Genomic DNA, 24,287 nt, shown 5'->3' with positions numbered 1-24,287 from the left:
GTGGTCGGCGCGAGTGAGTGGCCGGGGTGAAGGCTCCCTTCACCCCACCACCGACCCGCCCCGGGTCACGACACCTTTGACTCACCTCTCAACCAGAGGACGAAACGCGGGCCGTCAGGCGGCGGCGAGGGAGACGACGCGGTTCCGCCCGCTGTTCTTCGCCTGGTAGAGCGCGGCGTCGGCGACATGCAGCAGCCGTTCCAGCACGGTCCCGCCGGACGGGTAGACCGCGGCGCCGATCGACACCGAAAGCCCCCGTACGACGCCCGGCCCCGAAGCGGTCGCAACCTCGACTTCGAGCGCCATCACCGCCCGCCGCACGCGCTCGGCCACGGGGAGCACGTCGGTCTCCGTCGCACCGGGAAGCAGCACGACGAACTCCTCACCGCCGAAGCGGCCGACGGAGTCGTAGTCGCGTACGTGCTCGGAGATCGTCTTCGCGACGGCCTTGAGCACGACGTCGCCGGCGAGATGCCCGTAGACGTCGTTGACCTGCTTGAAATGGTCGAGATCGAGCATCAGCACACCGAGTTTTCGGTTCGCCCTGGCCGCCGACGTGAGCTCCCGCTCGCTCAGCGCGTGCCACGCGTGCGCGTTCAGGACGCCGGTCTTGCCGTCGATGTTCGCCGCGATCTCCAGCTGCCGCACCAGCACGCTGCGGTGCAGCACCAGCACCGGCAGCAGGACGAACGGCACGAGCGCGGGCGCGTGCACGATGCCCAGCGCGGTCGAGGTCCCCAGCACCAGCGTGGTGATCTCGAGCAGGTTGTCGTCGCCGGTGCCGAACAGCGCACGCGGGGCCCTCGCCCCGGTGTGCAGGTACACCGAGAGCGCCACGACGAACGCGTTGACCACGGTGAACACCGCCGCCGCCTCGACGATCTTCAGCGAGCCGGCGAACCCGACGGGCAGCCCGTTCCAGCCGGAGACGATCGCTCCCGAAGCCAGGCAGGAGATCACGATCGCCGCCGCGCAGTACACCACGCGATACGCCGGGCGGTGGCTCATCCCCCGCCACACCCGGAGCCAAAGATGCAGGTAGATGAGCAGTCCGAGGGCCAGCGCGAGCCCCTGCGGCAGGACGAGCACCCCCGCGAACGTCCACACCGAAGTCATGTTGATATGCGGCCGGTCACAAAGCGTGCGCCGTAACCGTTCCACCGAACGCGAAAGCTCGGCCTGCAGGACCGCCAAGCCGAGCAGTGATCCAAATCGGACGAATTCCGTAGTCTCGTAGTTCGATCGGAGCAGGGCGACTACGGCGACCGCCGCCGCAAGTCCTTCCACCACAAGGAAAACCGCGGGAACACCGCGTGGCCCGGACCATAGGTCCCAGTTTCGGACCCAGGTTCTCAGACGTGTACCGGTCCCTTCTCCGGCGAGTTCCGTATCCCCCATAATCATCGTCACCGGCCCCCTTCCGTGCACATTTCAATGTATCCGAGGTAGTACTGAGGGTGGCTCGAGTCAATTCCGGAACACACAGATGGAGCAGTGGGAGGGAGGACCATCATGAACGGTCGCGAGGACTGATCCAGTCGATTCAGCCGGTCCGGCTCCCGGCCGGGAGCCACACATCGGGGCCGGTGGCGATGGCGCGTTTCCAGGCCATCGCCATCGGTCCCGCCGAGGCCACGGCCACCGTCGCGGCCACTCCAACGGCCACGAACGGGCCGGTCAGCTGGGCGAGAACGCCCGCGAGCATGATCCCGATTCCTTGTACGGTCACCAAACTCGTCGAGGTCAGGCCCATCACCTGCGCCCGGACGCCGTCGGGAACCGCGCGGGCCATCAACGCGACGGCCTGCAGGTGGTACGGCGCCGCGAAGGCCCCGCTGAGCCCGATCAGCACCAGGCAGACCGGCAGCGGCGGGCGAAAGAAGAGAAAGACCAAAGGAACGACGGATGCGATGGCGAGAATGCCGACCATTCGCGTTTTCCGCCGCGCCGGAACCCATTTCGTGAAGATCCACGATCCGATTACCGCACCCATCGGATCCGCCGCGAGAATAAAACCGACCGCGAAAGTCCCCGCCCCGAGACCGACGGCGAGCGGCGCCGCGAGCCCCTCCGGCGCGATGGCGAACCCGGCGAGCATCTTCAGCCCGAAGAGCACCCGGATTCCCTTGCCCTGCCACAGTTCTCTGGCACCTTCGCCGCTGAAAGCCCGTGCCACCCGGCTTTTCACCGAAGATTCCGCGGCGACAGGCCTCCGGCGACGAACCCCTGTGGACACCAGCAGCGCCGAGACCACAAAGGTCACCGCGTCGATCACCAGTCCCCAGTAGGGCGTCACGAAGCCGATCACCAGCCCGCCACCACCGAATCCGGCGAGCTGTGCCGTTTGGATGGTGATCGTGCGGACCGCCAGCCCGGCGAGGTACCGGTCGCCTTCGAGGACGTCCGGGAGCAACGCGAGCTGCGCCGCCCGGAACGGCCCGCCCGCCATCGTCAGGACCACCAGCAGCCCCGCCAGCACCGAAAGCGGCATTCCCGGCACTGCCATCAGCGCCGCGATCGCCGCGCGCAGCAGGTCGCAGACGATCATCACCGTCCGGCGCGGATACCGATCCGCCAGGCCGGCGAACAGGGTGCCCCCGATCAGCGTCGGCAGATACGTCAGGCCGTATGCGAGCCCGGTCAGCCCCGCCGACGCCGTTCTTTCCCAGACCAGCACCGACAACGCGACCCTTGCCAGCTGGTCACCGGCCTGCGAAAGCGCCTCGGCCGCCCACAACGCACGGAACTCGCCGACTGCGAAAGCGGCCTTGAACGCGGTGCCCCGAGCGGAATCCCCCTTCTCCATGAGCCCCTCCCCTTGGCTCACGGTAGTCGATCACTTCCGCAGTGTCAGCGTCCATCCGGACCACGACGGCCGTCAAAGTCCACTGTGGACGGACAGTTTCGCGTGCTCCACGGCAGCGCGGGCGAAGGCCTCGACGAGCGGATGCGGCCGGGTTCCGTCACCGGCGAGTTCCGGCTGGAACAGCGACGCCACGAAGAACGGATGCTCCGGCAGTTCCGCGATCCGCGCGTCGCCCTCGTCGTCGAATCCACTGAAGACCACCCCGTTCGCCGCCAAGGTGTCCAGGTGACGGGCGTCGAGGCCGTACGAACAGTGGTAGCGCTCGACGGAACGGTCCGTCCCGAGGATCCGTGCCGCGCGAGTACCGGGCGTGACGTGGACGGCGCCCTCGTGCCCGACGAGCGAACAGGCCAGCGGGACGATCAGCCGCTCGGGCGATTCCGGCGTGTTCTCCGCGTGCCCGATCCCGTCGAGGCCGCAGACGTTCCGGGCGTATTCCAGCAGCGCGTGCTGGAAACCGGCGCAGGTGCCGAGGAACGGGACGCCGTTCTCGCGGGCGGCGCGCACGGTCTCCACCGCACCGGCTTCGGACCGGTAGGGGCTGCCGGGCACCAGCCAGACGCCGTCGAAGCCGGTGACGTCACCGACGGCGTCCGTCGGGAGCCAGTAGGCGTCGAGTTCGAGGCCGTCACGTTCGGCGAGACGGGCGAAGAGCTTCGGGATCCGGACGTGGGAGCGGACGCCGTCCGAACGGTCGCCGACCACGGCGATCCGGGCTTTTTCTGTCATGCGGCCATCCTCACCCGCGAACCGAGTTCAGCACCAACGATGATCCGTGCTGGTTCGATAAGCGATACTGATGACTATGGAGACCCATCTGCTCCGCACCTTCGTGGCGGTGGCGCGCGGCGGTTCGTTCTCGCGGGCCGCCCGAGACCTCGGCTACACGCAGTCCGCGATCTCCCAGCACATCGCCGCGCTCGAACAGGATCTCGGCACCGCACTGCTGACCCGGCGGCCCGTCGCGCCGACCCGGGCCGGGGAACGGCTGCTCGAACACGCCGGCCCGCTGCTGACCCGGCTCGACGCCGCCCGCGCGGATCTCGCCAGGCTCACCGCCGCGCCCACCGGCCGGGTCGTCCTCGGGCTGACCCCGCTGTCGCTCACCGCCGACGTCGCCACCACCGTGCGGCGCGGCACCGAAGTGCGCGTCCTCGGCAGGGAAGACGTCCTGACGGAGATCGCGGCGGGCGCACTGGACCTCGGTCTCGTCGACGGGATGACCGCGCCGAGCGATCCGCTCCCGCTGCCGGACACCGGCCCGCTCACCACCACCGTCGTCGGCGAACGCCCGCTCGCGGTCGCGGTCCCCGCGGACCATCCGATGGCGGGCCGGGCCGTCCGGCTGGCCGAACTCGCCGACGCGGGCTGGATCGACGCGCCGGACACCGCGATTCCCTTGGAGCGGCTGAGGAAATCCGCCTCGACCGACGGGTTCCGCGGCCGGCTGCGCTACACCGGGACCGACGTCCACGGCCTGCTCGGCCTGGTCGCCGCCGGTCAGGGACTCGCGTTGCTCCCAGCGGACGTCCTCACCGGCGTGAGCACGCTCACCCTGTCCTCGCCGCGCGTGGTGCACCGCACCGAACTCGTGCACGGCGACCCCGGCGAAGGCGCCGCGCTGGCCGCCGCGCTGACGGGTCAGCGGCCGTAACTCATCATCCCCTGCGCCATCTCCATCGCCAGCGAACTCGCCACGACGGGATCCATCATGCTCCGGAGGCTCTCCGCGGCCTTGTCCCGCGATCCGAGGTCGGAACGCGGCTGCTCCGGCGGTTTCGTCTCGGCGGGCGGCAGGGCGACGACCTGTTCCTTGGCGGGCTTCTTCTTCGTCGTGGGCGCCTGCTGTTTCACGGTGACCGGGACATAGACGGTCACCGGAGCGGCCTGCGGCGCGGGCTGTACGGGCTGCGCGGCGGGCGGCGCGGGCTGGCTCGCCACGGCGGGCAGCGGCTGCTCGGGCAGGGCGGTGTCGCCGGCGGGCTCGACGGTGAAGGTGCCGGCGAACCAGCCGATCGCGAGCAGCGCCACCCCCGCCCCACCGGCCAGCCACGACCGGGCGCGGCGATGGATGACGACGGCCTTGGGCCGCAGATCCTTGTCCACGACCGGTTCGCACACCGGGGGCCGCACCGGCATCGGCTCTGGCTCGATCTCGTTCTCCGGGCTTCGCCGCCGCTTCGGCAGGCTGGCCGCGATGATCCCCGTCCGGTCCAGGAGTTCGACGGTCTCGACGGGCGCGGAAAAGGCGTCGGTCGACGGACGGCGCTGGGCGGCGCGCGGCATGGGGACCTCCGGAAGCGGAATCACGAACTTGAGCATTGTGGTGCATTTCCGACGCCGCCGTAAGTAACGCACCCCGATCGAGTTATCCCGAGCCGTCCGGAGCACGGAGGGTTACTCCGTTCAGAGCCGTTTCATTCCCATGCGCCCCAACAGGGCGAGCGGCCGCTGGTAAAAGGAGCCGAGCACGCGGGGAATCGCGTCGATGGCATACGCGTCCGGGCCGATCAGGATCCGCGCCGTCCCCCGTTCGATACCGCGCACGATGGTCTGCGCGGCCTTCTCCGGCGTCGTCCTCGCGATCTTTTCGAATCCCTCGGCGGCTTTGTCCATGTCCCGCTCGACGCCGCCCCGCGCGTCACGCGCGATATTCGTCTTGATGCCCCCGGGATGCACGCAGCTGACCTTGACCGGATGCCGGGCGATCAGCATTTCCTGCCGCAGCGCCTCGGTGAACCCCCGCACCGCGAATTTCGCCGCGTTGTAGGCGCTCTGCGTGGGCACGCCGATGAAGCCGAACACGCTCGAAAGGTTGACGACATGCCCGTCACCCGAAGCGATCACCTGCGGCAGAAAGGCTTTCGTGCCGTTGACCACACCGCCGAGATTGATCCCCATCAGCCAGTCGTAGTCGTCCCAGGTCATTTCCTCGACCGTGGCCCCGAGCGCGACCCCGGCGTTGTTCACCACGATGTTGGCGCCGCCGAAATCCACGGCGACCTCCTCGGCGTGCGCGAGGACGGCGTCACGGTCGGCGACGTCGAGCGCGTACGCCTTCGCGGTCGCGCCCGCCTTCTCGCACTCCGCCACGGTGCCCGCCGCGCGGACGGCGTCGACGTCGGAGAGCGCCAGCCGGGCACCCCGCCCCGCCAGTTCGATCGCGAGCGCCTTGCCGATCCCCGAGCCCGCGCCCGTGATCACCACGACCTTGTCCGTGAACGACCTCATACCCGCTCCCAACCCGCTCGACTGTTACCGGAGGTAACACATACTACGGCTGTGAGCTCGCTGTGCGTTGATCGAATCGGGCTGTGTTCGCGTGCCACTTATGGTGATCTGGAACCCGGACGGCCGTGGACGAGCGAAAGGAAGGCGATGCGCCGCGCCCTGTTGCTCGTGCTCTGTGCCGTTCTGTCCGGTTGTTCCGCCGCGCCGGATCCCGGCGTGACGGCGGCGGCCGGCCCCGAGGCGTCACCGACCACTCCGGCGATCGGCGCGCTCTTCCTCGACGGAACACATTTCTGCACGGCCAGCGTCGTCCACAGCGCCCCCGGCGACCTCCTGCTCACGGCGGCGCATTGCCTCCACGACGGCGAAGGCGGCGATTACGCGACAGGGATCTCGTTCGCTCCCGGCTATCACGACGGTGTCGCGCCGTACGGCTATTGGGACGTCTCGGATCCGCGGGTGCCCGAGGGGTGGGCCGAGTCCTCCGACCCAGACCTCGACGTCGGCTTCGCGACCGCCCATCAGGCCGGCAGCACGAAGACCCTCGAAAGCGTCACCGGCGCCAACACGCTGCTGACCGGCAGCGGATTCGCCCATGCGATCACCCTGACCGGTTATCCCGACGAACGGGACGCGCCGGTCGTCTGCCACGGCTTCAGCGCACAGGCCGACACCTACCAGATGCGCGTCGCGTGCCCCGGTTTCACGACCGGCACCAGCGGCGGCCCGTGGGTGGTCGGTGCCGACGCCGGGACCGGACTCGGCACCGTCGTCGGCGTGATCGGCGGCTACCTGTACGGCGGGGACGATCCGGACACGTCCTACAGCAGCTACTTCGACACCGACGTCGCCACCCTGTACCGCAAGATGGACGCGCGGGGATGATCTCCCCATGAGCATCCACGACGTCCCGATCACCGGAGAGCCGATCCGCCTCGGCCAGTTCCTCAAACTGGCGAACCTCGCCGAAGACGGTTCGCACGCCAAAGACCTCCTCGACGCCGAAGAGGTCACGGTCAACGGCGAGGTGGAGGTCCGGCGCGGACGTCAGCTGACGAACGGCGACGTCGTGGAGGTCGGCGGCGAAGGCGGCCGCGTCGTCCTGGGCTAGCTGCGCGCCTCGCTTGCCTCTCGCGCGTGATCAGACGGACGACACGGCCGCAGCCGGGTCCGGCGCCGTGTCGTCCGTCTGATCAAACACCCTTCAGCGGCCCTGCAACGGCGCCAGGCGCAACGCCCGCGCGAGGTCTTCGAGCTCGCGGTGCACCGGCTCGTTCAGCGGGACGCCCAGCGCCTGGCACTGTTCGAGGTACTGCGCCTCGCGCCAGCCCGGATAGCGGACCGGGGCGCCGCCCTCCCAGCCGAGCAGGCTGCCGAACAACGCGCTGGCGGCCTTGTAGAACCCGTCGGCGCTGCGGAGCGTCGTCGGCGCGATCGCCATCACCATCAGGCCGGTGTCGTGATCGTGGTCGCCGACACCCGACAGCACCCCGGCGAAGATCTCCACCAGCAGCGCGAAACCCGCGACGGCCGCGCTATCGACATCCGCCAGTGTCTCCAGGTCGAGGACGAACTCGGGGTACGCGCCGGCCGGAGCGGCCATGCCGAGCGGATTCGCGGCCTTCCCGAGCTCACCGCCCGCCGCCATGACGAGCCCGATCATGGTGTGCGGCAACGCCCTCGCCGCATGGTGCCCGGCACGGCCGAACGGACCGACGCCGCGGACCGACATGAGCCCGACGCCGTACCGGCCGGCCCGCGAAACCGCCCGGTCCATCGCGTCGCCGACGGCCCACAGGCCGGGCGCACGGCGGTAGTCGATCAGTGCCGCGGCGCCGCGGTCGGCGATCATCAGCGGTTCGGCCCTCGGCCGCACCGTCCCGTCGGCCAGCATCGGCAGATGCAGCCTGGTCAGCTCGGCGACACCGGACTCCGGTGTTCCGGTGAGATCACCGTGGCACAAGGCCTCGGCGGCCATCCTGGCGCGCGACCACGGCAGATCGTGTGCGGTGAAGACCTCGGTGACCAGGTCGATCAGGGCGTCGATCGGGACGCGCTGCCAGACCTGTTCCGGAATCGGGGAGGGTTCGGCCGGTTCGGCGATCGGCTCGACGGGCGCACGGCGAAGAGAGCGGGGTCTGAGGGGCACTCCGCCGAGGGTGCCCAACCGCGTTTTTCGGCGTCAACGAACCAAGGCAGCTTCTAACCGACTGTGTGATCCGCTCACTCGGAAATGTCGGTGGACGGACTTACCATCGAGTCATGTGCCGGAACATCACGACGCTTCGAGGGCTTGAACCGGCGGCGACGCCGGACGAGATCGAGGCCGCCGCCCGCCAGTACGTCCGCAAGGTGTCCGGGGTGCAGAGCCTGTCCGACGCCACCCGCGAGCCCTTCGAGGCCGCCGTCGCCGAGATCACCGAGATCACCCGGCGGCTGCTGACCGAGCTGCCCGCACGCCGTCAGCCGCCGGCGACGGTGCCACCGTTGCGCCGCCCCGAAGTCCAGGCGCGAATCGCGGCAAAGGCCGCGAAGAGCCAGGCTTCCTGAACCCCGGCGGTTACGGTGAGCGGGTGACATACCCGCAAGACCCCTACGGTCAGCAGCAGCCCTACGGTCAGCCGTACCAGCAACCGGGCTATGGGTACGGCCCGCCGCAACCGCCGCAGGAACAAGGTCTGGCGATCGCTGCGCTCGTCGTGTCGATCGCCAGTCTCGTCGCGTGCAGCGGGCTGCCGTCGATCGCGGGCGTCATCATGGGGCATATCGCGCATTCCAAGGCCAAACGCGGGGAAGCCGGCGGCCAGGGGATGGCGCTCGCGGCGATCATCATCGGCTACATCGGCGTCGCCGTCGTCGTGTTGCTCTTGGCGGCCTTCATCTTCGTGGGCATCCTGACCGACTGGGACTTCGACTAGTCCATCCATGCCCCCGCCACCACCCTCAACGGAAAGCTGCGCTTCGACTAGATCCGAAGCGTTTCGCCAAAGCCCCGTCGGATACCCTCGACAGCGGTAGCGTGTCCGAGCGGCCGAAGGAACATGTCTTGAAAACATGCGAGGGCTCTGTCCTCCGTGGGTTCGAATCCCACCGCTACCGCCAGTCTTGAAATCGGCGGCGCCCCGGGGGCGCCGCCGTTTCCACTACCCTTCCGGCATGCCCAAGTACCTGCTGCTCAAGCACTACCGCGGCGCTCCGGCGGCGGTCAACGACGTGCCGATGGATCACTGGGCCCCGGACGAGATCACGGCGCACATGAACTACATGAAGGACTTCGCCGCCCGGCTCGTGGAGACCGGCGAGTTCGTCCAGGAGCAGGCTCTCGCCCCCGAAGGCACCTTCGTCCGGTACGACGGCGAGGGCAAACCCCCGGTCACCGACGGCCCCTTCGCCGAGACCAAGGACCTCATCGCCGGCTTCATGGTGATCGACGTCGACAGTTACGAGCGGGCGCTCGAACTGGCGGCCGAGCTGTCGGCCGCGCCGGGAGCGGGCGGGAAGCCGATCCACGAGTGGCTCGAACTGCGCCCGGTCCTGAGCGAGCAGCTCGTCATCACGGAGTGAGCGCCGAGCTGGACGAGGTCCTCCTCCGGAGCCTCACGCCGAACGTCCTCGGAATCCTCTGCCGCCGCGGCGCCGACTTCGCGGCCGCCGAGGACGCCGTGCAGGAAGCGCTGATCGAAGCCGTCCGCGTCTGGCCCGGCGACCGGCCGAAGGATCCGAAAGGCTGGCTCGTCACCGTCGCCTGGCGCAAGTTCCTCGACATGGCCCGGTCGGACGCCGCCCGTCGCCGTCGCGAAGACCTCGTCGACGAGGAGCCCGCCCCCGGCCCCGCTCCCGCGGTGGACGACACGCTGCAGCTCTATTTCCTGTGCGCCCACCCGTCGCTGACGCCGTCTTCGGCGGTCGCGATCACCCTTCGCGCCGTCGGCGGGCTCACCACCCGCCAGATCGCCGAGGCGTACCTGGTCCCCGAAGCGACCATGGCGCAGCGCATCAGCCGGGCCAAGCGCACCGTCTCCGGCGTGCGTTTCGACCAGGCGGGTGACGTCGCCACCGTGCTCCGCGTGCTCTACCTGGTGTTCAACGAGGGCTACTCCGGCGACGTCGACCTCGCCGCCGAAGCCATCCGGCTCACCCGCCGTCTCTCGGCCTCGATCGACCATCCCGAGGTCGCGGGACTGCTCGCCCTCATGCTGCTCCACCACGCCCGCCGCGCCGCGCGGACGGCGCCCGGCGGCGAGCTGATCCCGCTGGCCGAGCAGGACCGCGGCAAGTGGGACACCGGCCTGATCGCCGAGGGCGTCGAGATCCTTCAGGCGGCATTGGCCCGTGATCGGCTGGGCGAGTTCCAGGCGCAGGCCGCCATCGCGGCGCTCCACGCCGACGCGCCCACGGCCGAAGAGACCGACTGGGTGCAGATCGTCGAGTGGTACGACGAACTCGCGCGGCTGACCGGCAGCCCGGTCGTCCGGCTCAACCGCGCGGTGGCCGTCGGCGAGGCGGACGGACCGCGCGCGGGGCTGGCCGCGCTCACGGAACTGGACGACTCGCTGCCGCGATACGCGGCGGTGGCGGCGTACCTGCACGAACGCGACGGCGATCTGGCGACGGCGGCGCGGCTGTACGGCGAGGCCGCCGGCAAGGCGGTCAACCTGGCCGAGCGCGCGCATCTGACCCGTCAGGCCGCGCGGCTCAACGCCCTCAAGAAGTGATCGGCGGCAGGCGCGGAAGGCCGTCGATCTCCGACAGGTGATCCAGCACCCGGCCGAAAGCCTGCCCCAGCACGCGCTGCTCCTCGGGGCTCAGCAGGTCGATCAGATGCTCCCGGACCCCCTCGACATGCGTCGGCGCGGCACCTTCCAGCAGTTTCGCGCCGCGTTCCGTCATCTCCGCGACGACACCGCGTTTGTCCGCCGGGTCGCGCGTGCGGCGGATGAGCCCGTCGGCCTCCAGCCGGACCATCTGGTGCGAAAGCCTGCTCTTGGTCGAGCCGAGCATGCTCGCCAGCTCCGTCATCCGCATCCGCCGGTCGGGCTGGAGCGAAAGGCAGACCAGGACCTCGTAGTCGGCGAGGGTGACGTCGTGGCGCTCGGAGAGTTCGCGATGCAGGCGCTGCCGCAGCCGCATGGTGGCGACGATGTACGAGCGCCAGGCGACCATCTCGGACTCGGACAGCCAGCGCACTTCCTTCTGCTCCACCGCCATCCACGCAGAGTAGAGCGTTGATCGCACAAGGCGCATACCCACCGGTCACTTTTCGGCCCGTGAAAAACCCGGCGGGACATTCGCCCGAAGGAGGGTCACGAAAAGGTTGAGACTCGGCGCGAAAAGGCGCATTCTGCTTGTCAGCGGATGGTCGGGCAAGTAACGGGCGATCTCCTCGAACGGTCGCCGACCTGCTCCCCAGCCGGGAAGGGTCAGGTGGTGGTATGGCGGGTGATTCTCGCGGTTGACCGCCTGCTGTGTCCCCGCGACCGGAACGGAAAGGACCGGGTCGGTCGCGACTGCGAACAGCGATGAGCGCGGGCATCTCAAGATGCGCTCGACAATTCTCGCGCATTCGGCGTCACTCCGGCCTGTTTCGGGTTCGCGGCCTCTTCGACCGCCTCGGCAGTGCCCGGCGCCGGCCCGGTGATCGCGGCCAACCGGCGATCGGAACAAGACAACCTCGGTAGTTCTGGGTGCGGCGCCTCCGGGTGGCCGCACCCAGGCATATCCGGGGTCTTCCGGCTACGCTTTCCCCGTGCGATTCGACGAAGGCGCGGGCCTGGACACCTCCGAGGTCGAGGACCTGCGTGGCGGTGGTGGCGGTATCGGCGGCCGGGTGGCACTCGGCGGCGGCGGGCTCGGCGTGGTCGGCCTCGTCATCTACTTCCTCCTCTCCCAGTTCGGCGGCGTGAGCCTGAACCCGTCGTCCGGCGGGATCGGCAGCCTCGGCGGCGTGGGCTCCGGGCAGCAGATGGACAACACGTCGCTGTCGCAGGAGTGCAAGACCGGCGCGGACGCGAACCGGAACCACGACTGCGCGATCGTCGGCTTCATCAACTCGATCCAGGACTACTGGGGGCAGGAGTTCCAGCGGTCCGGGTCGACCTACCGCAAGGCCGTCACCAACTTCTTCAACGGCGGCGTGAACACCGCCTGCGGCAGCGCGACTTCGGACGTCGGGCCGTTCTACTGCCCCGGCGATTCCGAGGTCTACATCGATCTCAACTTCTTCAACGAACTCCGCAGCCGGTTCGGCGCACAGGGCGGTCCGTTCGCGGAGGCGTACGTGCTGGCCCATGAATACGGGCACCACGTGCAGAACCTCACCGGGGTGTCCAAGAAGGGCACCGGCAGCGGGCCGACGTCCGGTTCGGTGCGGCTCGAACTGCAGGCCGACTGCTACGCCGGCGTCTGGGCGAACCACGCCACGACCACCCCGACCGAATCCGGGCGGCCGCTGATCACCGACGTCACCCAGGCGGACATCGACTCCGCGCTGGACACGGCTTCGCGGATCGGCGACGACTACATCCAGTCGAAGCTCGGCGGCGGCCGGGTCGACGAGTCGAAGTTCAGCCACGGCACGTCGGCGCAGCGGAAGAAGTGGTTCACCACCGGCTTCGAGACCGGCGAGCCCGCGCGGTGCGACACCTTCGCGGCCAGGAGCCTGGGCTGAGGCTTCACCGGCGCACCTGATAGCGCAGGTGAAGCACCCGGTCGCCCTGGAGCACCACGTCGGGATCCTCCAGCAGGTGCTGTGCCTCGACCGACCCGAAGTAGCGTTTGCCGGACCCGAGCACCACGGGTGCGACGTCCATGCGCACCTCGTCGACCAGGCCAGCGGCGAGCGCCTGGCCACCGACGTCACCGGCGGCGACCTCGACCACGCGGTCACCCGCGAGCTCCCGCGCCTTGGCCACGGCCGCCTCGACGCCGTCGACGAAGTGGAACGGCGCCTCGGGGTCCCACCCTTCGGGCGCGGGCCGGTGCGTCACGACGACCACGTGGTCGATGCCGCTCGGCGGCTTCCCATCCCAGCCGTCCGTCAGGTCGAAGACGTGTCGGCCGGCGATCGTCACCCCGATCTGGTCCCAGTACGCCCGGGTGTAGTCGTAGGACGCCTGTGACACCTTGAGCGCCCCGCTGTCGTCCAGGGGGACGTCACCGCCGGTCAGCCAGTCGAACAGCGGTCCGGGCTGGTCGCTCTCGTCCGCGATGAAGCCGTCCACCGACACCGAGGCGTACATGACCACCTTGCCCACAGGCCCTCCTCTGTTTGGGGTGCCCCGAAACTAGCGGGCCGGGCGCCGTCGCTCTTGTAAGAAATCAATCGGCGGGCAGCGGCCAGCCGTCCAGCGCGTGGCCGGGATGTTCGCGCAGGAACCGCCGCCGGACTTCGAGGTACCGGGTCGGCGTGAGCCCGGTGAACTCCCGGAACTCGTGGCCGAAGTGGGCCTGGTCGAAATAGCCGGCCCCGCCGGCGAGGGCACCCCAGTCGACCGGTCCGGCGGGGTCGATCGCGAACACGGTGGCGGTGAGGCGGTACGTGCGGGCCAGCCGCTTCGGCGTGACGCCGACGAGCTGCTTGAACCGTTGTGCCAGATGTGTGCTGCTGACCCCGGCCGCGACGCTCAGGCCGCCGATCGCCACCGCGCCGCCGGTCGCCGCGAGAACGCCGCTCGTATGGCGGACCAGCCCCAGGCCGGCGGTCTCGCGCAGCCGACGCATCAGCTCCTCTTCGAGCAGCGTCAGCATCTCTTGCGGTCCGTCCGCCGTGGCCAGCCGGTCTCGCAGCTCGGCGACGGCCTGCCTGCCCCAAACCTGCTCCAGGGTCACCGGCCGGTCGCACAGCTCGGCCGCGGGCATCGGCAGGAACTGCGCCGGGCCCCACGGTTTGAAGTGCACGCCCACCGACCGGGTCCCGGGCGGATAGCCGAACTCCAGCGCGCGGGTGGGCGTGGTGACCACGCAGCCGTCGGCGTACTCGGCCGCCTCGATTTCGGCGCCGGCGCGGATACGGAACGGCGGCCCGAGGTTGACGATGAGGAACGCCCCGGGCATCGGCGGCAGCGTCAGCCGGACGTACGGCGGCGCGCCCGCCAGGTGATAGAGGTCGTCGATCAGCCCGTCCAGCGGCGGTCGCGGCACTCTGGACACGTACTCCACGCCCCCAGCATCGCCGAAGCCCCCTTCCTCACGCCAGACGCGAGGAAGGGGGCTTCGGATACTTCGGATCAGGAAGCGACGTGGTGGTCGTCAGCGTGGACCGAAGCCGTCAGGCTCCGCTGCTGCGACCGCTCGGCCGCGCGAAGTTCCTGCGCCTTCATGGCCTTGGCACCCGAGACACCGTTGATGTTCTCGGTGCTGGTCGCGTACACGCCCAGCGCCCAGGCGACGGCGTCGGAGTTGCGGTCGAGCGCGACGCGGTCGACGTTGCCGAGGTTGTCGCAGGCCTGGTGGTAGCACTTGTCGTAGGGAACGTCGGCGCTACCGCCCCACTTCGCGGCCTGTGCGGCGGTCTTCACCCCTTCGGCGCCGGTGAACAGGCCACCGGCCGGGATGCCGGCGCGGATGAAGCCCTGGTAGTCCGAACGGCCGGTGAAGTCCGTGCCCTCGACCGGGACGCCCTTGCCGAGCTGCAGGTAGTCGACCAAGGTCTTTTCGAGCTGACCCGAGCCGTACGGGCCCGCACCCTCGCCGACACCGTCGGAGTTGTCACCGTCGTAGGCGAAGTACGCCGCGTTCGGCGAGCCGATCATGTCGTAGTTGTAGTAGAGCGCGATGTCGAGCTGCTGCTCGAAGCTCAGCGAGTTGACGTAGTGGGTCGAGCCGACGAGCCCGAACTCCTCGGCGCTCCACCAGCCGAAGCGGACGGCGTTGTTGGCCTTGGGCTTGCTGCCCAGCTGCAGCGCGGTCTCCAGCAGCGCGGCGGAACCGGTGCCGTTGTCGTTGATGCCGGGGCCCTCGGTGACGCTGTCGAGGTGGGCGCCGAGCATCACGACATTGTCCTTGCGGCCGGTCTTGGTCTCGGCGAGGACGTTGTAGCTGGTCCGCGCCTCCTGGAAGGCGCGGAGGTCGAGGGTGACCGAGGCGCCTGCCTTGCCGGCGAGGGCCTGGCCGTCGGCCTGAGTGATGCCGCCGGTCGGGATCTTGGCCGCGGACGGGTCGCCCAGGGTGCCGTTGACCGGGCCGGGGACGTTGTTGTAGACGATCGCGCCGATGGCACCGGCCTCGGCGGCCGTCGCCTGCTTCTGCGCGAAGGAGCAGCCGCCGCGCTGGATCAGCGCGATCTTCCCGGCGACCCCGCCGGCGTAGTCGGCCGCTTCGCAGCCGCTGGTGGCGTCGACCGGGACCACCGCGAGCGGCGCGGTGATTCCACCGGCGGGCGTCGACGGGCTGTAGGACATGATGATGATCGGGACGTCGGCGCCCGCGACCGTCAGGCTCTCCGCGAGGGTCTCCGCGTAGGTGAAGGGGAATTCCTGCCGCGTGACCGCGAAGCCCGCCTGCTCCAGCTTCGTGGCGATGTACTCCGCGGATCGCTTGTGGCCCTCGGTGCTGGCGGCGCGGCGGCCACCGGTCGCGTCCGAGATCCGCTGGAACGCGATCAGGTGCCGGTTGACGTTGTTCACGTTCACCTTGTTGACGAGCTGCTTCGCCAGCGCGGGACCGTCGATCCCGGTGGTGGCCGTCGCAGCCGGTGCCATTCCGACCGTGAGCGCGGCGGTGGCCGCTACCACGATCGAGGGAACAATGCTTCTTCGCGAATATGACATGGGCGACACCCTTGTGTGGTTCACGCCACAGGTCAACCGACGTTCGGCGGACTTTATGACACCGGGATAGGGTCGTTCGTATGTACGCGATCACCATCCGTGAGCCCGGCGATCCCGATGTTCTCGAATGGACGGAGGTCCCTGATCCCGTCGCCGGTGAAGGCGAAGTAGTCATCGAAGTCGCCGCGAGTGCCGTCAACCGTGCTGACCTGCTGCAACGCCAGGGGAATTACCCGCCTCCGCCGGGTGCGAGCGAAATCATCGGACTCGAATGTTCGGGCACGATCGCCGAAATCGGCGAAGGCGTCGAAGGGTGGCGAATCGGCGACGAGGTTTGTGCTTTGCTCGCCGGTGGCGGCTATGGGGAAAAGGTCGCTGTCCCGGCAGGACAACTGCTTCCGCTTCCCGCCGAAGTCGAATTGCTCGCGGCCGCCGGACTGCCCGAAGTCGCGTGCACCGTCTGGGCGAACGTGGTGATGCACGCCGGCCTGTCCGAGGGTGAGGTCCTGCTCGTCCACGGCGGTGCGGGCGGCATCGGCACGCACGCGATCCAGGTCGCGAAGGCGCTCGGCGCGACGGTCGCGGTGACGGCGGGTTCGGAAGAGCGGCTGGAGAGCTGCCGCCAGCTCGGCGCCGACATCGCGATCAACTACAAGGAGCAGGACTTCGTCGAGGTCCTGCGCGCCGAGACCGGCGGCGCGGACGTCATCCTCGACAACATGGGCGCCAAGTACCTCGACCGCAACATCGACGCGCTGAAAGCCGACGGCAGGCTGGTGATCATCGGCATGCAGGGCGGGGTCAAGGGTGAGCTGAACATCGGCAAGCTGCTGGGCAAACGCGTGAGCGTGTACGCCGCCGGGCTGCGGTCGCGGCCGCTGGAGCAGAAGGCGGCGATCGTCGCCGACGTCCGCGAGCGGCTGTGGCCGTTGGTGGAGCAGGGTTCGGTGAAGCCGATCGTCGGCCAGGTCGTCCCGATGGCCGAAGCCGCTTCGGCGCACCGCGCGCTCGAAGAAGGCACGGTTTTCGGCAAGGTCCTGCTGGCGGCGAAGAGTTAACGGATCTCTTCGAGTACCCGGACGAGCTGATTGACCTCGAAGACGTTCGAGTAGTGCGCGAGTCCGATGCGGACGGCGCCGCCGACTTCGGCGGCGCCGAGCGACCCGAAGACACCGCTCGTTCCGTCGTCGGCGAAGGCGCAGAGCCCTTGGGACGCCAGGTATTCGGCGACCTCGGGCGCCTTCTTGCCCGCGACGGCGAACGCGAGCGCGGGGATCCGGCGCATGGCGTCGCCGATGACCATGACGTGCCGCAGCGAACGCAGCTCCGTGGACAGCTGCGCCAGAAGCCCCGCGTGGTACGACTTCGCCGAACCCAGCGACGTCACCAGCTTCTCGCGCCGCGAACCCATCGCGGCGTCGTCCAGCCCGGCCAGATAGTCGATCGACGCGACCAGACCGGCCAGCAACGGGTACGCGTGCGGCCCCAGCTCCATCCGGGCCGGCCCGCGCGCGGCCGGATCGAGCGACACCGACGGCAGGCGTTCGAGCAGCTCGGGATCGCGGAAGACCAGCGCGCCCACCGACGGGCCACCCCAGGCCTGCGCCGAAACCACCATCACGTCGGCACCGAGCGCGTTGAGGTCCAGCGGGACGAACGGCGCCGCGTACGTCGCGTCGACGACCACCAGCGCGCCGACCCGTTTGGCGAACTCGATCACCGTCGGGACGTCGGGCCGGGTGCCGACCGAACCGGACGCCATCGTCACCGCGACGGCCTTGGTGCGCGCGGAGACGAGGTTCTCGTACTGCCAGGCGGGCAGCTCGCAGGTCTCGATGTCGATCTCGCCCCAGCGCACGACCGCGCCGACGCGTTTCGCCGCGCGGCGCCACGGCGCGAGGTTGGCCTCCTCGTCGAGCCGGGAGACGACGACCTCGTCGCCGATCGTCCATCGGTCGGCCATCGCGTCGACGAGACGGCGGATGAGATCGGGCGCGTTGGGGCCGAGCACGACCCCGGCCGGGTCGGCGCCGACCAGGTCGGCGACCGCCCGGCGAGCGGCCGTGACGATGCTTTCCGCACGCTGGGAGGCCGGAAACGCTCCACCCGGTCCGGACACCGGAGCGCGCATGGCCGTGGATACGGCCGAAGCGACCTGTTCAGGTACGAGCATTCCGGCGGCGCCGTCGAAGTGAATCCAGCCGTCACCCAGCGCGGGAAACAGCCCACGGATACGAGCGACGTCGAACGCCATGGGGACACCGTACGGACGTGCGGTTTGGCGCTTTACCCGGGGTTGGCTGCCCGAACACGGGGTGCGACGATTCCCGCTACGCTCGGAGACGGCGGCGAAAACCACACTGCGCTCGGCGCCCGACGTAGGCCAGGATGGAGCACATGACCGACCCAGTTTCCCGCGAATCGACCACCCCCGGTGACGGCGGCGGAGACTCCCCACACCATGTGGTGGTCGTCGGTCCCGACGGCGTCCCGGTCGGTACCGCACGCGTCGCCTCCCCCGGATCCGACTCCGGCGAGGAGGGGCAGGAGGAGTCCCTCGGCGACCTCGTCGAGGAACCCGCCAAGGTGATGCGCATCGGCACGATGATCAAACAGCTGCTGGAGGAGGTCCGCGCCGCGCCGCTGGACGACGCCAGCCGCACCCGCGTGCGCGAGATCCACCAGACCTCCATCCGCGAGCTGGAGCAGGCGCTCGCGCCCGAGCTGCAGGACGAGCTGGAGCGCCTGGTGCGGCCGTTCACCGAGAACTCGACGCCGTCCGATGCCGAACTGCGGATCGCGCAGGCTCAGCTGGTCGGCTGGCTGGAAGGGCTGTTCAGCGGCATCCAGACCGCGCTGTTCGCGCAGCAGATGGCCGCGCGGGTGCAGCTGGAGCAGATGCGGCGCGGGCTCCCGGCCGGTCCGTCCGCGGGCGGCGCCGCTTTGGGCGGGCACGGGGCCGGCGGAGAATCGCACGGCCCCGGCCAGTACCTCTGACAAGGGGTCAGCGGAACCGGCGAAAGAACGTCCGCAGGTCGTCGATGAGCAGGTCCGGCACCTCCAGGCCGGGGAAGTGACCCCCGCGGTCCGGAGTGGACCAGTGCACGATGTCGTCGGTGCGCTCGGCGAGGTGCCGGATCGGCAGGCCGGTGTCCTTCGGGAACACGGCCACGCCGGTGGGCACCGTGGACTTCGCAGGCCCCTCACCCCAAGCCGGGCCCAGCGCGGCGTAGATCCGCGAAGACGAGTTCGCCGTGCCCGTGAGCCAGTAGAGCATCACGCTGGTGAGCAGGTCGTCGCGATCGATCGCGTCTTCCGGGACGTCTCGCGAGTCCGAATAGGACTTGAACTTCTCCACCAGCCAGCCCAGTTGTCCGGCCGGCGAGTCGGTGAGCCCGTAGGCAAGCGTTTGCGGTTTGGTCGCCTGGATCATCGCGTAGCCGAGCTCGCCGGTCTGGAACTCCCGCCCACGAGCCAGCGCCGCCTCCCCGCGCGCGAGTTCCTCGCCGGTGAGCCCTTCGAGATCGGCCTCGGATTCCGGCACCGCGTGCGGCAACATCGTCAGATGCGCGCCGATCACCCGCTCCGGGGACCGGACGCCCACGTCGCGCGAAACGATCGCGCCCCAGTCGCCGCCGTGCAGCCCGAACCGCTCGTACCCGAGCCGCGACATCAGTACCGTCCAGGCGTCGGCGATCCGGCCCGTGCCCCAGTCCGCGTCGGTCGTCGGCCCCGAGAAGCCGAACCCCGGCAGCGACGGCACGACGACGTGGAACGCGTCCGCGGGGTCTCCGCCGTACGCGCGCGGGTCGGAGAGCGGGCCGATGACGTCGAGGAATTCCACAATGGACCCCGGCCACCCGTGCGTGAGCACCAGCGGGATCGCGTCCGGCTCCGGCGACCGCGCGTGCAGGAAGTGGACGTTCGCGCCGTCGATGTTCGTCAGGAAACCCGGGAACCCGTTGAGCCTCTCCTCATGGGCGCGCCAGTCGTAGCGGAGCCGCCAGTACTCGGCCAGCTCCTGGAGGTATCCGAGCGGCGTCCCGAGCCCCCAGCCGACGCCGTCGATCTCGTCCGGCCAGCGGGTGTTCGCCAGGCGGGCGGCGAGGTCGTCGAGGTCGCGTTGGGGGACGTCGATCGTGAACGGCTTGATCTCTTCGGTCATGGGGCCGACGGTAGGGAGGATCGAGGACAGGTGCGGTCCTCGATTCCGACCCGAGTCGTCAACTGCGGATGAGCCGAGCCCACCGCCTCCGCCGCGGGGGCACGTGAGCTTCCACAGGGGCCTCCGGCTCCGGTTCGGGCCGGAGCACTGGCGCGTAGATGGTCTTCGCCAGGTCGTGCTTCGCCTTCCTGAAACCGGCCAAGGTCTCGGGTGGATAGCCACCCGCCTCCGGCCGATCCGGAACCTCGCTCAAGTCCTCGAGAACGGTCCAGTTCGAACCGAGCGCCGCCAAGGAGCGGTGCTTCGTCGCGTAATAGTCGGCGTGGATCGAGACCGCGACGCCCGAAGCGCCTCCCGCCGCGGCCAGCATGTGCAGGTGGAACCTGGTGGAGATCCAGGTCTGCTGGGGCGAAACCGGGAGCCCGTGCGTCCAGATATGCGAAAACGGGTAGAACCGGGCACCGGGCAGTTCCCGCTCGAGGAGCGCGAACACCTCCCTGTCGACGCGCGGAACCCCCTCGACCACGCCGATCTTTTCGGGCGGGACCTTCCAGGACCGCAGCATCGACAGCACCGCGCCCGCCAGCTTTCCGACCCCTACCTCCACCAGGTCGGACTGGAGGCAGAGCATGATCTCGGGGAGATCCTCGGACTCCTCGTAGAGATGCGGGCCGATGCCGATGAACGCGTCGTCGAGCCCCACCGGCACGTCCAGCAACTCGGCCGAAGCCTCATCGCGGACTTCCACGATCTCGAACCGGTCGGCCAGCGCGCGCAACAACGGCGCGACGCCGTCACAAGCGGGCACCAGCCCCTGCCCCGTCATGGCAGCCCGGCCACCCGAGCGCTCGGCGGCCGCGGCCGCGCCGGCCAAAAGGCCGATCTGCTTGGGCCACAGCTTGTTGATGTAGCCGCCACCGACGACGTGGATCACGTCGGCCGTCGCGAGCAGTTCGATCCCGTGATGCAGCCTGGGCATCATCCCGGGGTTGTGGATGACTTCCCGGACCCATCCCGCGGCCTGCCACGGGTCCTCGGAGGCGGCCTCCCAGCAGAGGCGCCACAAGGTGTCCGTGAACTTCGCTCGCGGGTGCAGGTCATCGAGAAGTACGGCGGCGGGACCAGGTGAATGGGTGTCCACCCACACATCCGCGTCCGGTGCCACTTCGGCCAGATGCCGGAGCCAACTCGCGGCAATGAGTTCGTCACCGTAGTTCGGGTGACCGACCGGCGCGACCAGGTAATACAGGGCGCGCCGGGCAGGCTTCGGTTCCGAAGCCGTACTGTCGGGGACCGGCATTCGTGCATCGTAACGCCGCACACACGGTTACCGGACCGGGAGCGCGAAAGCTGCTCGGGCGGGGCGGCCCAAGCATCACCGGCCCCATCGGTACCCTCGTTCCCGTGCATGCCACCAGCACGGTTCACGCCGCCGACGGTGCTGCGCCGACCTCGGTTCCGCCGATTTCGGACAGCAAGACCTTTTCGCGCGCGTTCGCCGACATCAAGACCGGTTTCGCCGCCAAAGAGCTGTGGGGACACCTCGGCTGGCAGGACATCAAGCAGCGCTATCGCCGCTCGGTGATCGGCCCGTTCTGGATCACGATCAGCCAGGGCGTCATCGCGCTGGGCCTGGGGCTGCTGTACTCACAGTTGTTCGGCCTGCCGATCGATACCTTCCTGCCCTACCTCAGCACGGGCTTCATCATCTGGGGCTTCATCAGCGGCTGCCTGTCCGAAGGCATGGAGACCTTCATCTCCAACGAGGGGCTGATCAAACAGCTCCCGGCGCCGCTCTCGGTCTACGTGCTGCGCACGGTCTGGCGCCAGACCCTGATGCTGATGCACAACCTGATCGTCTACGTGATCGTCATCGCGATCTTCTTCACCGCGCTCAACCACGAGTATTCGCTGAACACCGGCAACTGCAATCCGGGCTTCTCCGGCATCTGCCACCCCGGCATCGGCTGGTACTCGCTCACCGCGATCCCCGGCTTCTTCATGCTCGCGTTGAACGCCGGCTGGGTCACCCTGCTGCTGGGCATCATCTCGACCCGCTACCGCGACATCCCGCAGGTGATCAACTCGCTCATCCAGCTGCTCTTCTACATGACGCCGATCGTGTGGCCGATCGACCAGCTGCTGGCGGGCGGCGCGCGGGCCTCCGCCTCTTGGGCACTGCCGTTCGTCCACGGCAACCCGTTGTTCCACTTCATCCAGATCGTGCGCGCACCACTGATCGGGCAGGAAGTCAGCATCAACAGCTGGTACGTGGTGGCAGGCATCACCGTCGTCGGCTGGGTCCTCGCGCTGGTCGCGATGCGCAATTACCGTTCCCGCGTCTCTTATTGGGTGTGACAGATGGTCAGCATTGATGTGCACAACGCCTACGTCGACTTCCCCATCTTCGACGCGAAGACCCGCTCCATGAAGAAGAAGGTGCTGGGCAAGGTCGGCGGCAAGATCGGCACCGAGACCAAGGTGCCGATCATCGAAGCCCTGCACGACGTGACGCTCCAGCTGCGGGAAGGCGACCGGGTCGGCCTCGTCGGCCACAACGGCGCCGGGAAGTCGACGCTGCTGCGGCTGCTGTCCGGCATCTACGAGCCCACCCGCGGTTCGGCGAAGATCTCCGGCAAGATCGCGCCGGTCTTCGACCTCGGCATCGGCATGGACCCGGAGATCTCCGGGCTGGAGAACATCATCATCCGCGGCCTGTTCCTCGGGATGACCGCGAAGCAGATGGAAGCCCGTGTCGACGACATCGCGGAATTCACCGAGCTCGGCGACTACCTGCAGATGCCGCTGCGGACGTACTCGACCGGTATGCGAGTGCGCCTGGCGCTGGGTGTGGTCACCTCGATCGACCCGGAGATCCTGATCCTCGACGAGGGTATCGGCGCGGTCGACGCGGCGTTCCTCAACAAGGCCAAGGACCGGTTGAAGGCGCTGGTGAAGCGGTCGGGCATCCTCGTGTTCGCCAGCCATTCGGACGAGTTCCTCTTCGAACTCTGCGACTCCGCCATCTGGATGGACGAGGGACACGTCAAGCAGCGCGGTTCCCTGCGCGACGTGCTCACCGGCTACAAGGGGCGCGACCCGTTCGAGAACATGAGCCAGGAAACGCTGGAGCGGTTCGGTGTCGAGCCCGAGCCGGCGGCGACGACGAACGGCGGGCAGGGATGACCAGCGAGACCCGGCAGTTGCCCGAAGGCGCCGTCGTCGGCGTCGTCGTCACGCGCCATCGGCGGGAACTGCTCGCGGACTCGCTCAAGGTGATCGCCGCGCAGACGCGCCCGGTCGACCACCTCGTCGTGGTCGACAACGGGCCGGACAAGTCGGCACGGGACGTCGTCGAGAACTACCCGCTCCCGTTCACGTACCTGCCCTCGCACCGCAATCTCGGTGGTGCGGGCGGGTTCGCGCTCGGCATGCTGCACGCGCTCTCGCTGGGCGCGGACTGGGTCTGGCTGGCCGACGACGACGGCCGCCCGGCCGACGAGAACGTCCTCGCGATCCTGCTGGACGAGGCCGAGAAGCGGGATCTGGCCGAGATCTCGCCGGTGGTCACCAACATCGACGCGCCGGACAAGCTCGCGTTCCCGCTGCGGCGCGGGCTGACCTGGAAGCGCTCGTCGTCGGAACTGGGCACCGACTTCCTGCCCGGCATCGCCTCGCTGATGAACGGCGCGTTGTTCCGCGCGTCCACTTTGGACGTCGTCGGTGTGCCGGACCTGCGGCTGTTCTTCCGCGGCGACGAGGTCGAACTGCACCGGCGCCTGGTGCGTTCCGGACTGCCGTTCGGCACCTCGCTCAAGACCGCGTACCTGCACCCGGACGGCTCGGACGAGTTCAAGCCGATGCTGGGCGGCCGGTTCCACGCGCAGGACCCGGAGAACGAGGTCAAGCGCTACTACACCTACCGCAACCGCGGGTACCTGCTGTCCCAGCCGGGCATGCGCAAGATCGGCGCGCTCGAAGTGGTGCGGTTCGGCCTCTACTTCATCGGCGTGAAACGGGACCCGAAGGCTTTTCTGCAGTGGCTGAAACTCGTGCGCCAGGGACGCCACGAAAAGTTCTACCGCTACTGAGCTACACGCGAAAAGGCGTTGGTGGCCGCCAACGCTTAGGAGACATACGGAGGCAGGTTGCCTGCCCACCGGACATCCGGTGGGCAGGCAACCTGCCTCCGGCTTCAGTCGTGAACACAGAGCACCAGCACAGCAGTTGGCACAAGACCCGGACTTAAGGGGTTAGA

The 24,287-nt window shown here is 69.0% G+C and carries 26 protein-coding genes and 1 tRNA gene; 14 read left to right on the top strand and 13 right to left on the bottom strand.

What is annotated here, in order from left to right:
- Positions 1 to 114 precede the first annotated feature (114 nt).
- From NQK81_RS27055 to NQK81_RS27045, 3 genes are all read right to left on the bottom strand, one after another.
- Entirely contained in the window at positions 115 to 1,290 is a 1,176-nt protein-coding gene (locus NQK81_RS27055; RefSeq protein WP_126732395.1) for a GGDEF domain-containing protein, read from the bottom strand.
- 253 nt (positions 1,291 to 1,543) lie between these two features.
- On the bottom strand, positions 1,544 to 2,806 hold the full coding sequence (locus tag NQK81_RS27050) for an MFS transporter (RefSeq protein ID WP_257483737.1): 1,263 nt from the start codon (positions 2,804 to 2,806) through the stop codon (positions 1,544 to 1,546).
- Positions 2,807 to 2,878: 72 nt separating this feature from the next.
- Positions 2,879 to 3,595, bottom strand: coding sequence for a CTP synthase C-terminal region-related (seleno)protein (locus tag NQK81_RS27045; protein WP_257483736.1), 717 nt, complete (start codon positions 3,593 to 3,595; stop codon positions 2,879 to 2,881).
- A 76-nt stretch (positions 3,596 to 3,671) separates the two neighbouring features.
- On the opposite strand from NQK81_RS27045, the gene NQK81_RS27040 reads away from it, so the two are divergent.
- Entirely contained in the window at positions 3,672 to 4,520 is an 849-nt protein-coding gene (locus NQK81_RS27040; protein WP_257483735.1) for a LysR family transcriptional regulator, read from the top strand.
- On the opposite strand, the gene NQK81_RS27035 is transcribed toward NQK81_RS27040, so the two are convergent.
- Entirely contained in the window at positions 4,508 to 5,176 is a 669-nt protein-coding gene (locus NQK81_RS27035; RefSeq protein ID WP_257483734.1) for a hypothetical protein, read from the bottom strand. The two genes, NQK81_RS27040 and NQK81_RS27035, sit on opposite strands and share 13 nt — an antisense overlap.
- Before the next feature lie 96 nt (positions 5,177 to 5,272).
- The gene (locus NQK81_RS27030) at positions 5,273 to 6,097 is read right to left on the bottom strand and encodes an SDR family NAD(P)-dependent oxidoreductase (protein ID WP_257483733.1); all 825 of its coding nucleotides are present in this window, start codon (positions 6,095 to 6,097) and stop codon (positions 5,273 to 5,275) included.
- Positions 6,098 to 6,244: 147 nt separating this feature from the next.
- On the opposite strand from NQK81_RS27030, the gene NQK81_RS27025 reads away from it, so the two are divergent.
- Both NQK81_RS27025 and NQK81_RS27020 read left to right on the top strand, forming a co-directional pair.
- Positions 6,245 to 6,982 carry a trypsin-like serine peptidase gene (locus NQK81_RS27025; RefSeq protein WP_257483732.1) on the top strand — a complete coding sequence of 246 codons (738 nt, stop codon included), beginning with the start codon at positions 6,245 to 6,247 and terminating at the stop codon, positions 6,980 to 6,982.
- Between the two features lie 7 nt (positions 6,983 to 6,989).
- Positions 6,990 to 7,208, top strand: a complete 219-nt coding sequence (locus NQK81_RS27020) for an RNA-binding S4 domain-containing protein (protein WP_016330720.1) — start codon at positions 6,990 to 6,992, stop codon at positions 7,206 to 7,208.
- A gap of 93 nt (positions 7,209 to 7,301) precedes the next feature.
- Here the strand turns inward: NQK81_RS27020 and NQK81_RS27015 are convergent, their stop codons facing one another.
- Positions 7,302 to 8,246, bottom strand: a complete 945-nt coding sequence (locus tag NQK81_RS27015) for an Ldh family oxidoreductase (RefSeq protein ID WP_257483731.1) — start codon at positions 8,244 to 8,246, stop codon at positions 7,302 to 7,304.
- 113 nt (positions 8,247 to 8,359) lie between these two features.
- On the opposite strand from NQK81_RS27015, the gene NQK81_RS27010 reads away from it, so the two are divergent.
- The 5 genes from NQK81_RS27010 (at position 8,360) to NQK81_RS26990 (ending at position 10,812) form a co-directional block, all read left to right on the top strand.
- Complete coding sequence (locus NQK81_RS27010) at positions 8,360 to 8,647, top strand: DUF2277 domain-containing protein (protein WP_034309927.1); 288 nt, start codon at positions 8,360 to 8,362, stop codon at positions 8,645 to 8,647.
- Between the two features lie 23 nt (positions 8,648 to 8,670).
- Complete coding sequence (locus NQK81_RS27005) at positions 8,671 to 9,015, top strand: DUF4190 domain-containing protein (protein ID WP_257483730.1); 345 nt, start codon at positions 8,671 to 8,673, stop codon at positions 9,013 to 9,015.
- 95 nt (positions 9,016 to 9,110) lie between these two features.
- A tRNA-Ser gene (locus tag NQK81_RS27000) sits at positions 9,111 to 9,199 on the top strand.
- A gap of 54 nt (positions 9,200 to 9,253) precedes the next feature.
- Positions 9,254 to 9,661: a YciI family protein gene (locus NQK81_RS26995; protein ID WP_126732405.1), complete on the top strand. Its 408-nt coding sequence runs from the start codon at positions 9,254 to 9,256 to the stop codon at positions 9,659 to 9,661.
- Between the two features lie 8 nt (positions 9,662 to 9,669).
- Positions 9,670 to 10,812: an RNA polymerase sigma factor gene (locus NQK81_RS26990; protein WP_257489856.1), complete on the top strand. Its 1,143-nt coding sequence runs from the start codon at positions 9,670 to 9,672 to the stop codon at positions 10,810 to 10,812.
- On the opposite strand, the gene NQK81_RS26985 is transcribed toward NQK81_RS26990, so the two are convergent.
- Positions 10,802 to 11,305 (bottom strand): MarR family winged helix-turn-helix transcriptional regulator, encoded by a 504-nt coding sequence (locus tag NQK81_RS26985; protein WP_257483729.1) that lies wholly within the window; start codon positions 11,303 to 11,305, stop codon positions 10,802 to 10,804. The two genes, NQK81_RS26990 and NQK81_RS26985, sit on opposite strands and share 11 nt — an antisense overlap.
- Positions 11,306 to 11,843: 538 nt before the next feature.
- Between NQK81_RS26985 and ypfJ the strand changes: the two genes are divergently transcribed.
- Positions 11,844 to 12,764 carry a KPN_02809 family neutral zinc metallopeptidase gene (ypfJ, locus tag NQK81_RS26980; protein WP_257483728.1) on the top strand — a complete coding sequence of 307 codons (921 nt, stop codon included), beginning with the start codon at positions 11,844 to 11,846 and terminating at the stop codon, positions 12,762 to 12,764.
- A 4-nt stretch (positions 12,765 to 12,768) separates the two neighbouring features.
- Here ypfJ and NQK81_RS26975 read toward each other — a convergent pair whose 3' ends face one another.
- The 3 genes from NQK81_RS26975 to NQK81_RS26965 all read right to left on the bottom strand — a co-directional run bounded on the left by NQK81_RS26975 (position 12,769) and on the right by NQK81_RS26965 (position 15,864).
- Positions 12,769 to 13,350 (bottom strand): dihydrofolate reductase family protein, encoded by a 582-nt coding sequence (locus NQK81_RS26975; RefSeq protein ID WP_257483727.1) that lies wholly within the window; start codon positions 13,348 to 13,350, stop codon positions 12,769 to 12,771.
- Positions 13,351 to 13,414: 64 nt separating this feature from the next.
- Entirely contained in the window at positions 13,415 to 14,236 is an 822-nt protein-coding gene (locus tag NQK81_RS26970) for an AraC family transcriptional regulator (RefSeq protein ID WP_257489855.1), read from the bottom strand.
- A gap of 86 nt (positions 14,237 to 14,322) precedes the next feature.
- Complete coding sequence (locus tag NQK81_RS26965; protein WP_257483726.1) at positions 14,323 to 15,864, bottom strand: M28 family peptidase; 1,542 nt, start codon at positions 15,862 to 15,864, stop codon at positions 14,323 to 14,325.
- A gap of 80 nt (positions 15,865 to 15,944) precedes the next feature.
- Between NQK81_RS26965 and NQK81_RS26960 the strand changes: the two genes are divergently transcribed.
- Positions 15,945 to 16,922 (top strand): NAD(P)H-quinone oxidoreductase, encoded by a 978-nt coding sequence (locus tag NQK81_RS26960; RefSeq protein WP_257483725.1) that lies wholly within the window; start codon positions 15,945 to 15,947, stop codon positions 16,920 to 16,922.
- Here NQK81_RS26960 and NQK81_RS26955 read toward each other — a convergent pair.
- A complete protein-coding gene (locus tag NQK81_RS26955) occupies positions 16,919 to 18,118 on the bottom strand; it encodes a cysteine desulfurase-like protein (protein WP_126732410.1) in 1,200 nt (399 codons plus the stop codon). The genes NQK81_RS26960 and NQK81_RS26955 overlap by 4 nt on opposite strands.
- Positions 18,119 to 18,252: 134 nt before the next feature.
- Here NQK81_RS26955 and NQK81_RS26950 point away from each other — a divergent pair, with 134 nt between their 5' ends.
- Positions 18,253 to 18,861 carry a bacterial proteasome activator family protein gene (locus tag NQK81_RS26950; RefSeq protein WP_257483724.1) on the top strand — a complete coding sequence of 203 codons (609 nt, stop codon included), beginning with the start codon at positions 18,253 to 18,255 and terminating at the stop codon, positions 18,859 to 18,861.
- Positions 18,862 to 18,868: 7 nt separating this feature from the next.
- On the opposite strand, the gene NQK81_RS26945 is transcribed toward NQK81_RS26950, so the two are convergent.
- Positions 18,869 to 20,029 (bottom strand): epoxide hydrolase family protein, encoded by a 1,161-nt coding sequence (locus NQK81_RS26945; protein ID WP_257483723.1) that lies wholly within the window; start codon positions 20,027 to 20,029, stop codon positions 18,869 to 18,871.
- A gap of 58 nt (positions 20,030 to 20,087) precedes the next feature.
- A complete protein-coding gene (locus NQK81_RS26940; RefSeq protein WP_257483722.1) occupies positions 20,088 to 21,329 on the bottom strand; it encodes a polysaccharide pyruvyl transferase family protein in 1,242 nt (413 codons plus the stop codon).
- A gap of 104 nt (positions 21,330 to 21,433) precedes the next feature.
- On the opposite strand from NQK81_RS26940, the gene wzm reads away from it, so the two are divergent.
- From wzm to glfT1, 3 genes are read left to right on the top strand one after another with little or no spacing between them, the layout of a single operon-like run.
- Complete coding sequence (gene wzm, locus NQK81_RS26935) at positions 21,434 to 22,387, top strand: galactan export ABC transporter permease subunit Wzm/RfbD (protein ID WP_257483721.1); 954 nt, start codon at positions 21,434 to 21,436, stop codon at positions 22,385 to 22,387.
- 3 nt (positions 22,388 to 22,390) lie between these two features.
- Positions 22,391 to 23,215, top strand: coding sequence for a galactan export ABC transporter ATP-binding subunit Wzt/RfbE (gene wzt, locus NQK81_RS26930; protein WP_257483720.1), 825 nt, complete (start codon positions 22,391 to 22,393; stop codon positions 23,213 to 23,215).
- Positions 23,212 to 24,120 (top strand): galactofuranosyltransferase GlfT1, encoded by a 909-nt coding sequence (glfT1, locus tag NQK81_RS26925; RefSeq protein ID WP_257483719.1) that lies wholly within the window; start codon positions 23,212 to 23,214, stop codon positions 24,118 to 24,120. Before wzt ends, glfT1 begins: the two co-directional genes overlap by 4 nt.
- The last annotated feature ends 167 nt before the right edge of the window (positions 24,121 to 24,287 follow it).

The sequence above is a fragment of the Amycolatopsis roodepoortensis genome (assembly GCF_024628825.1).
Taxonomy (GTDB): domain Bacteria; phylum Actinomycetota; class Actinomycetes; order Mycobacteriales; family Pseudonocardiaceae; genus Amycolatopsis; species Amycolatopsis roodepoortensis.
This window is presented reverse-complemented; position numbering and strand designations above follow the sequence as displayed.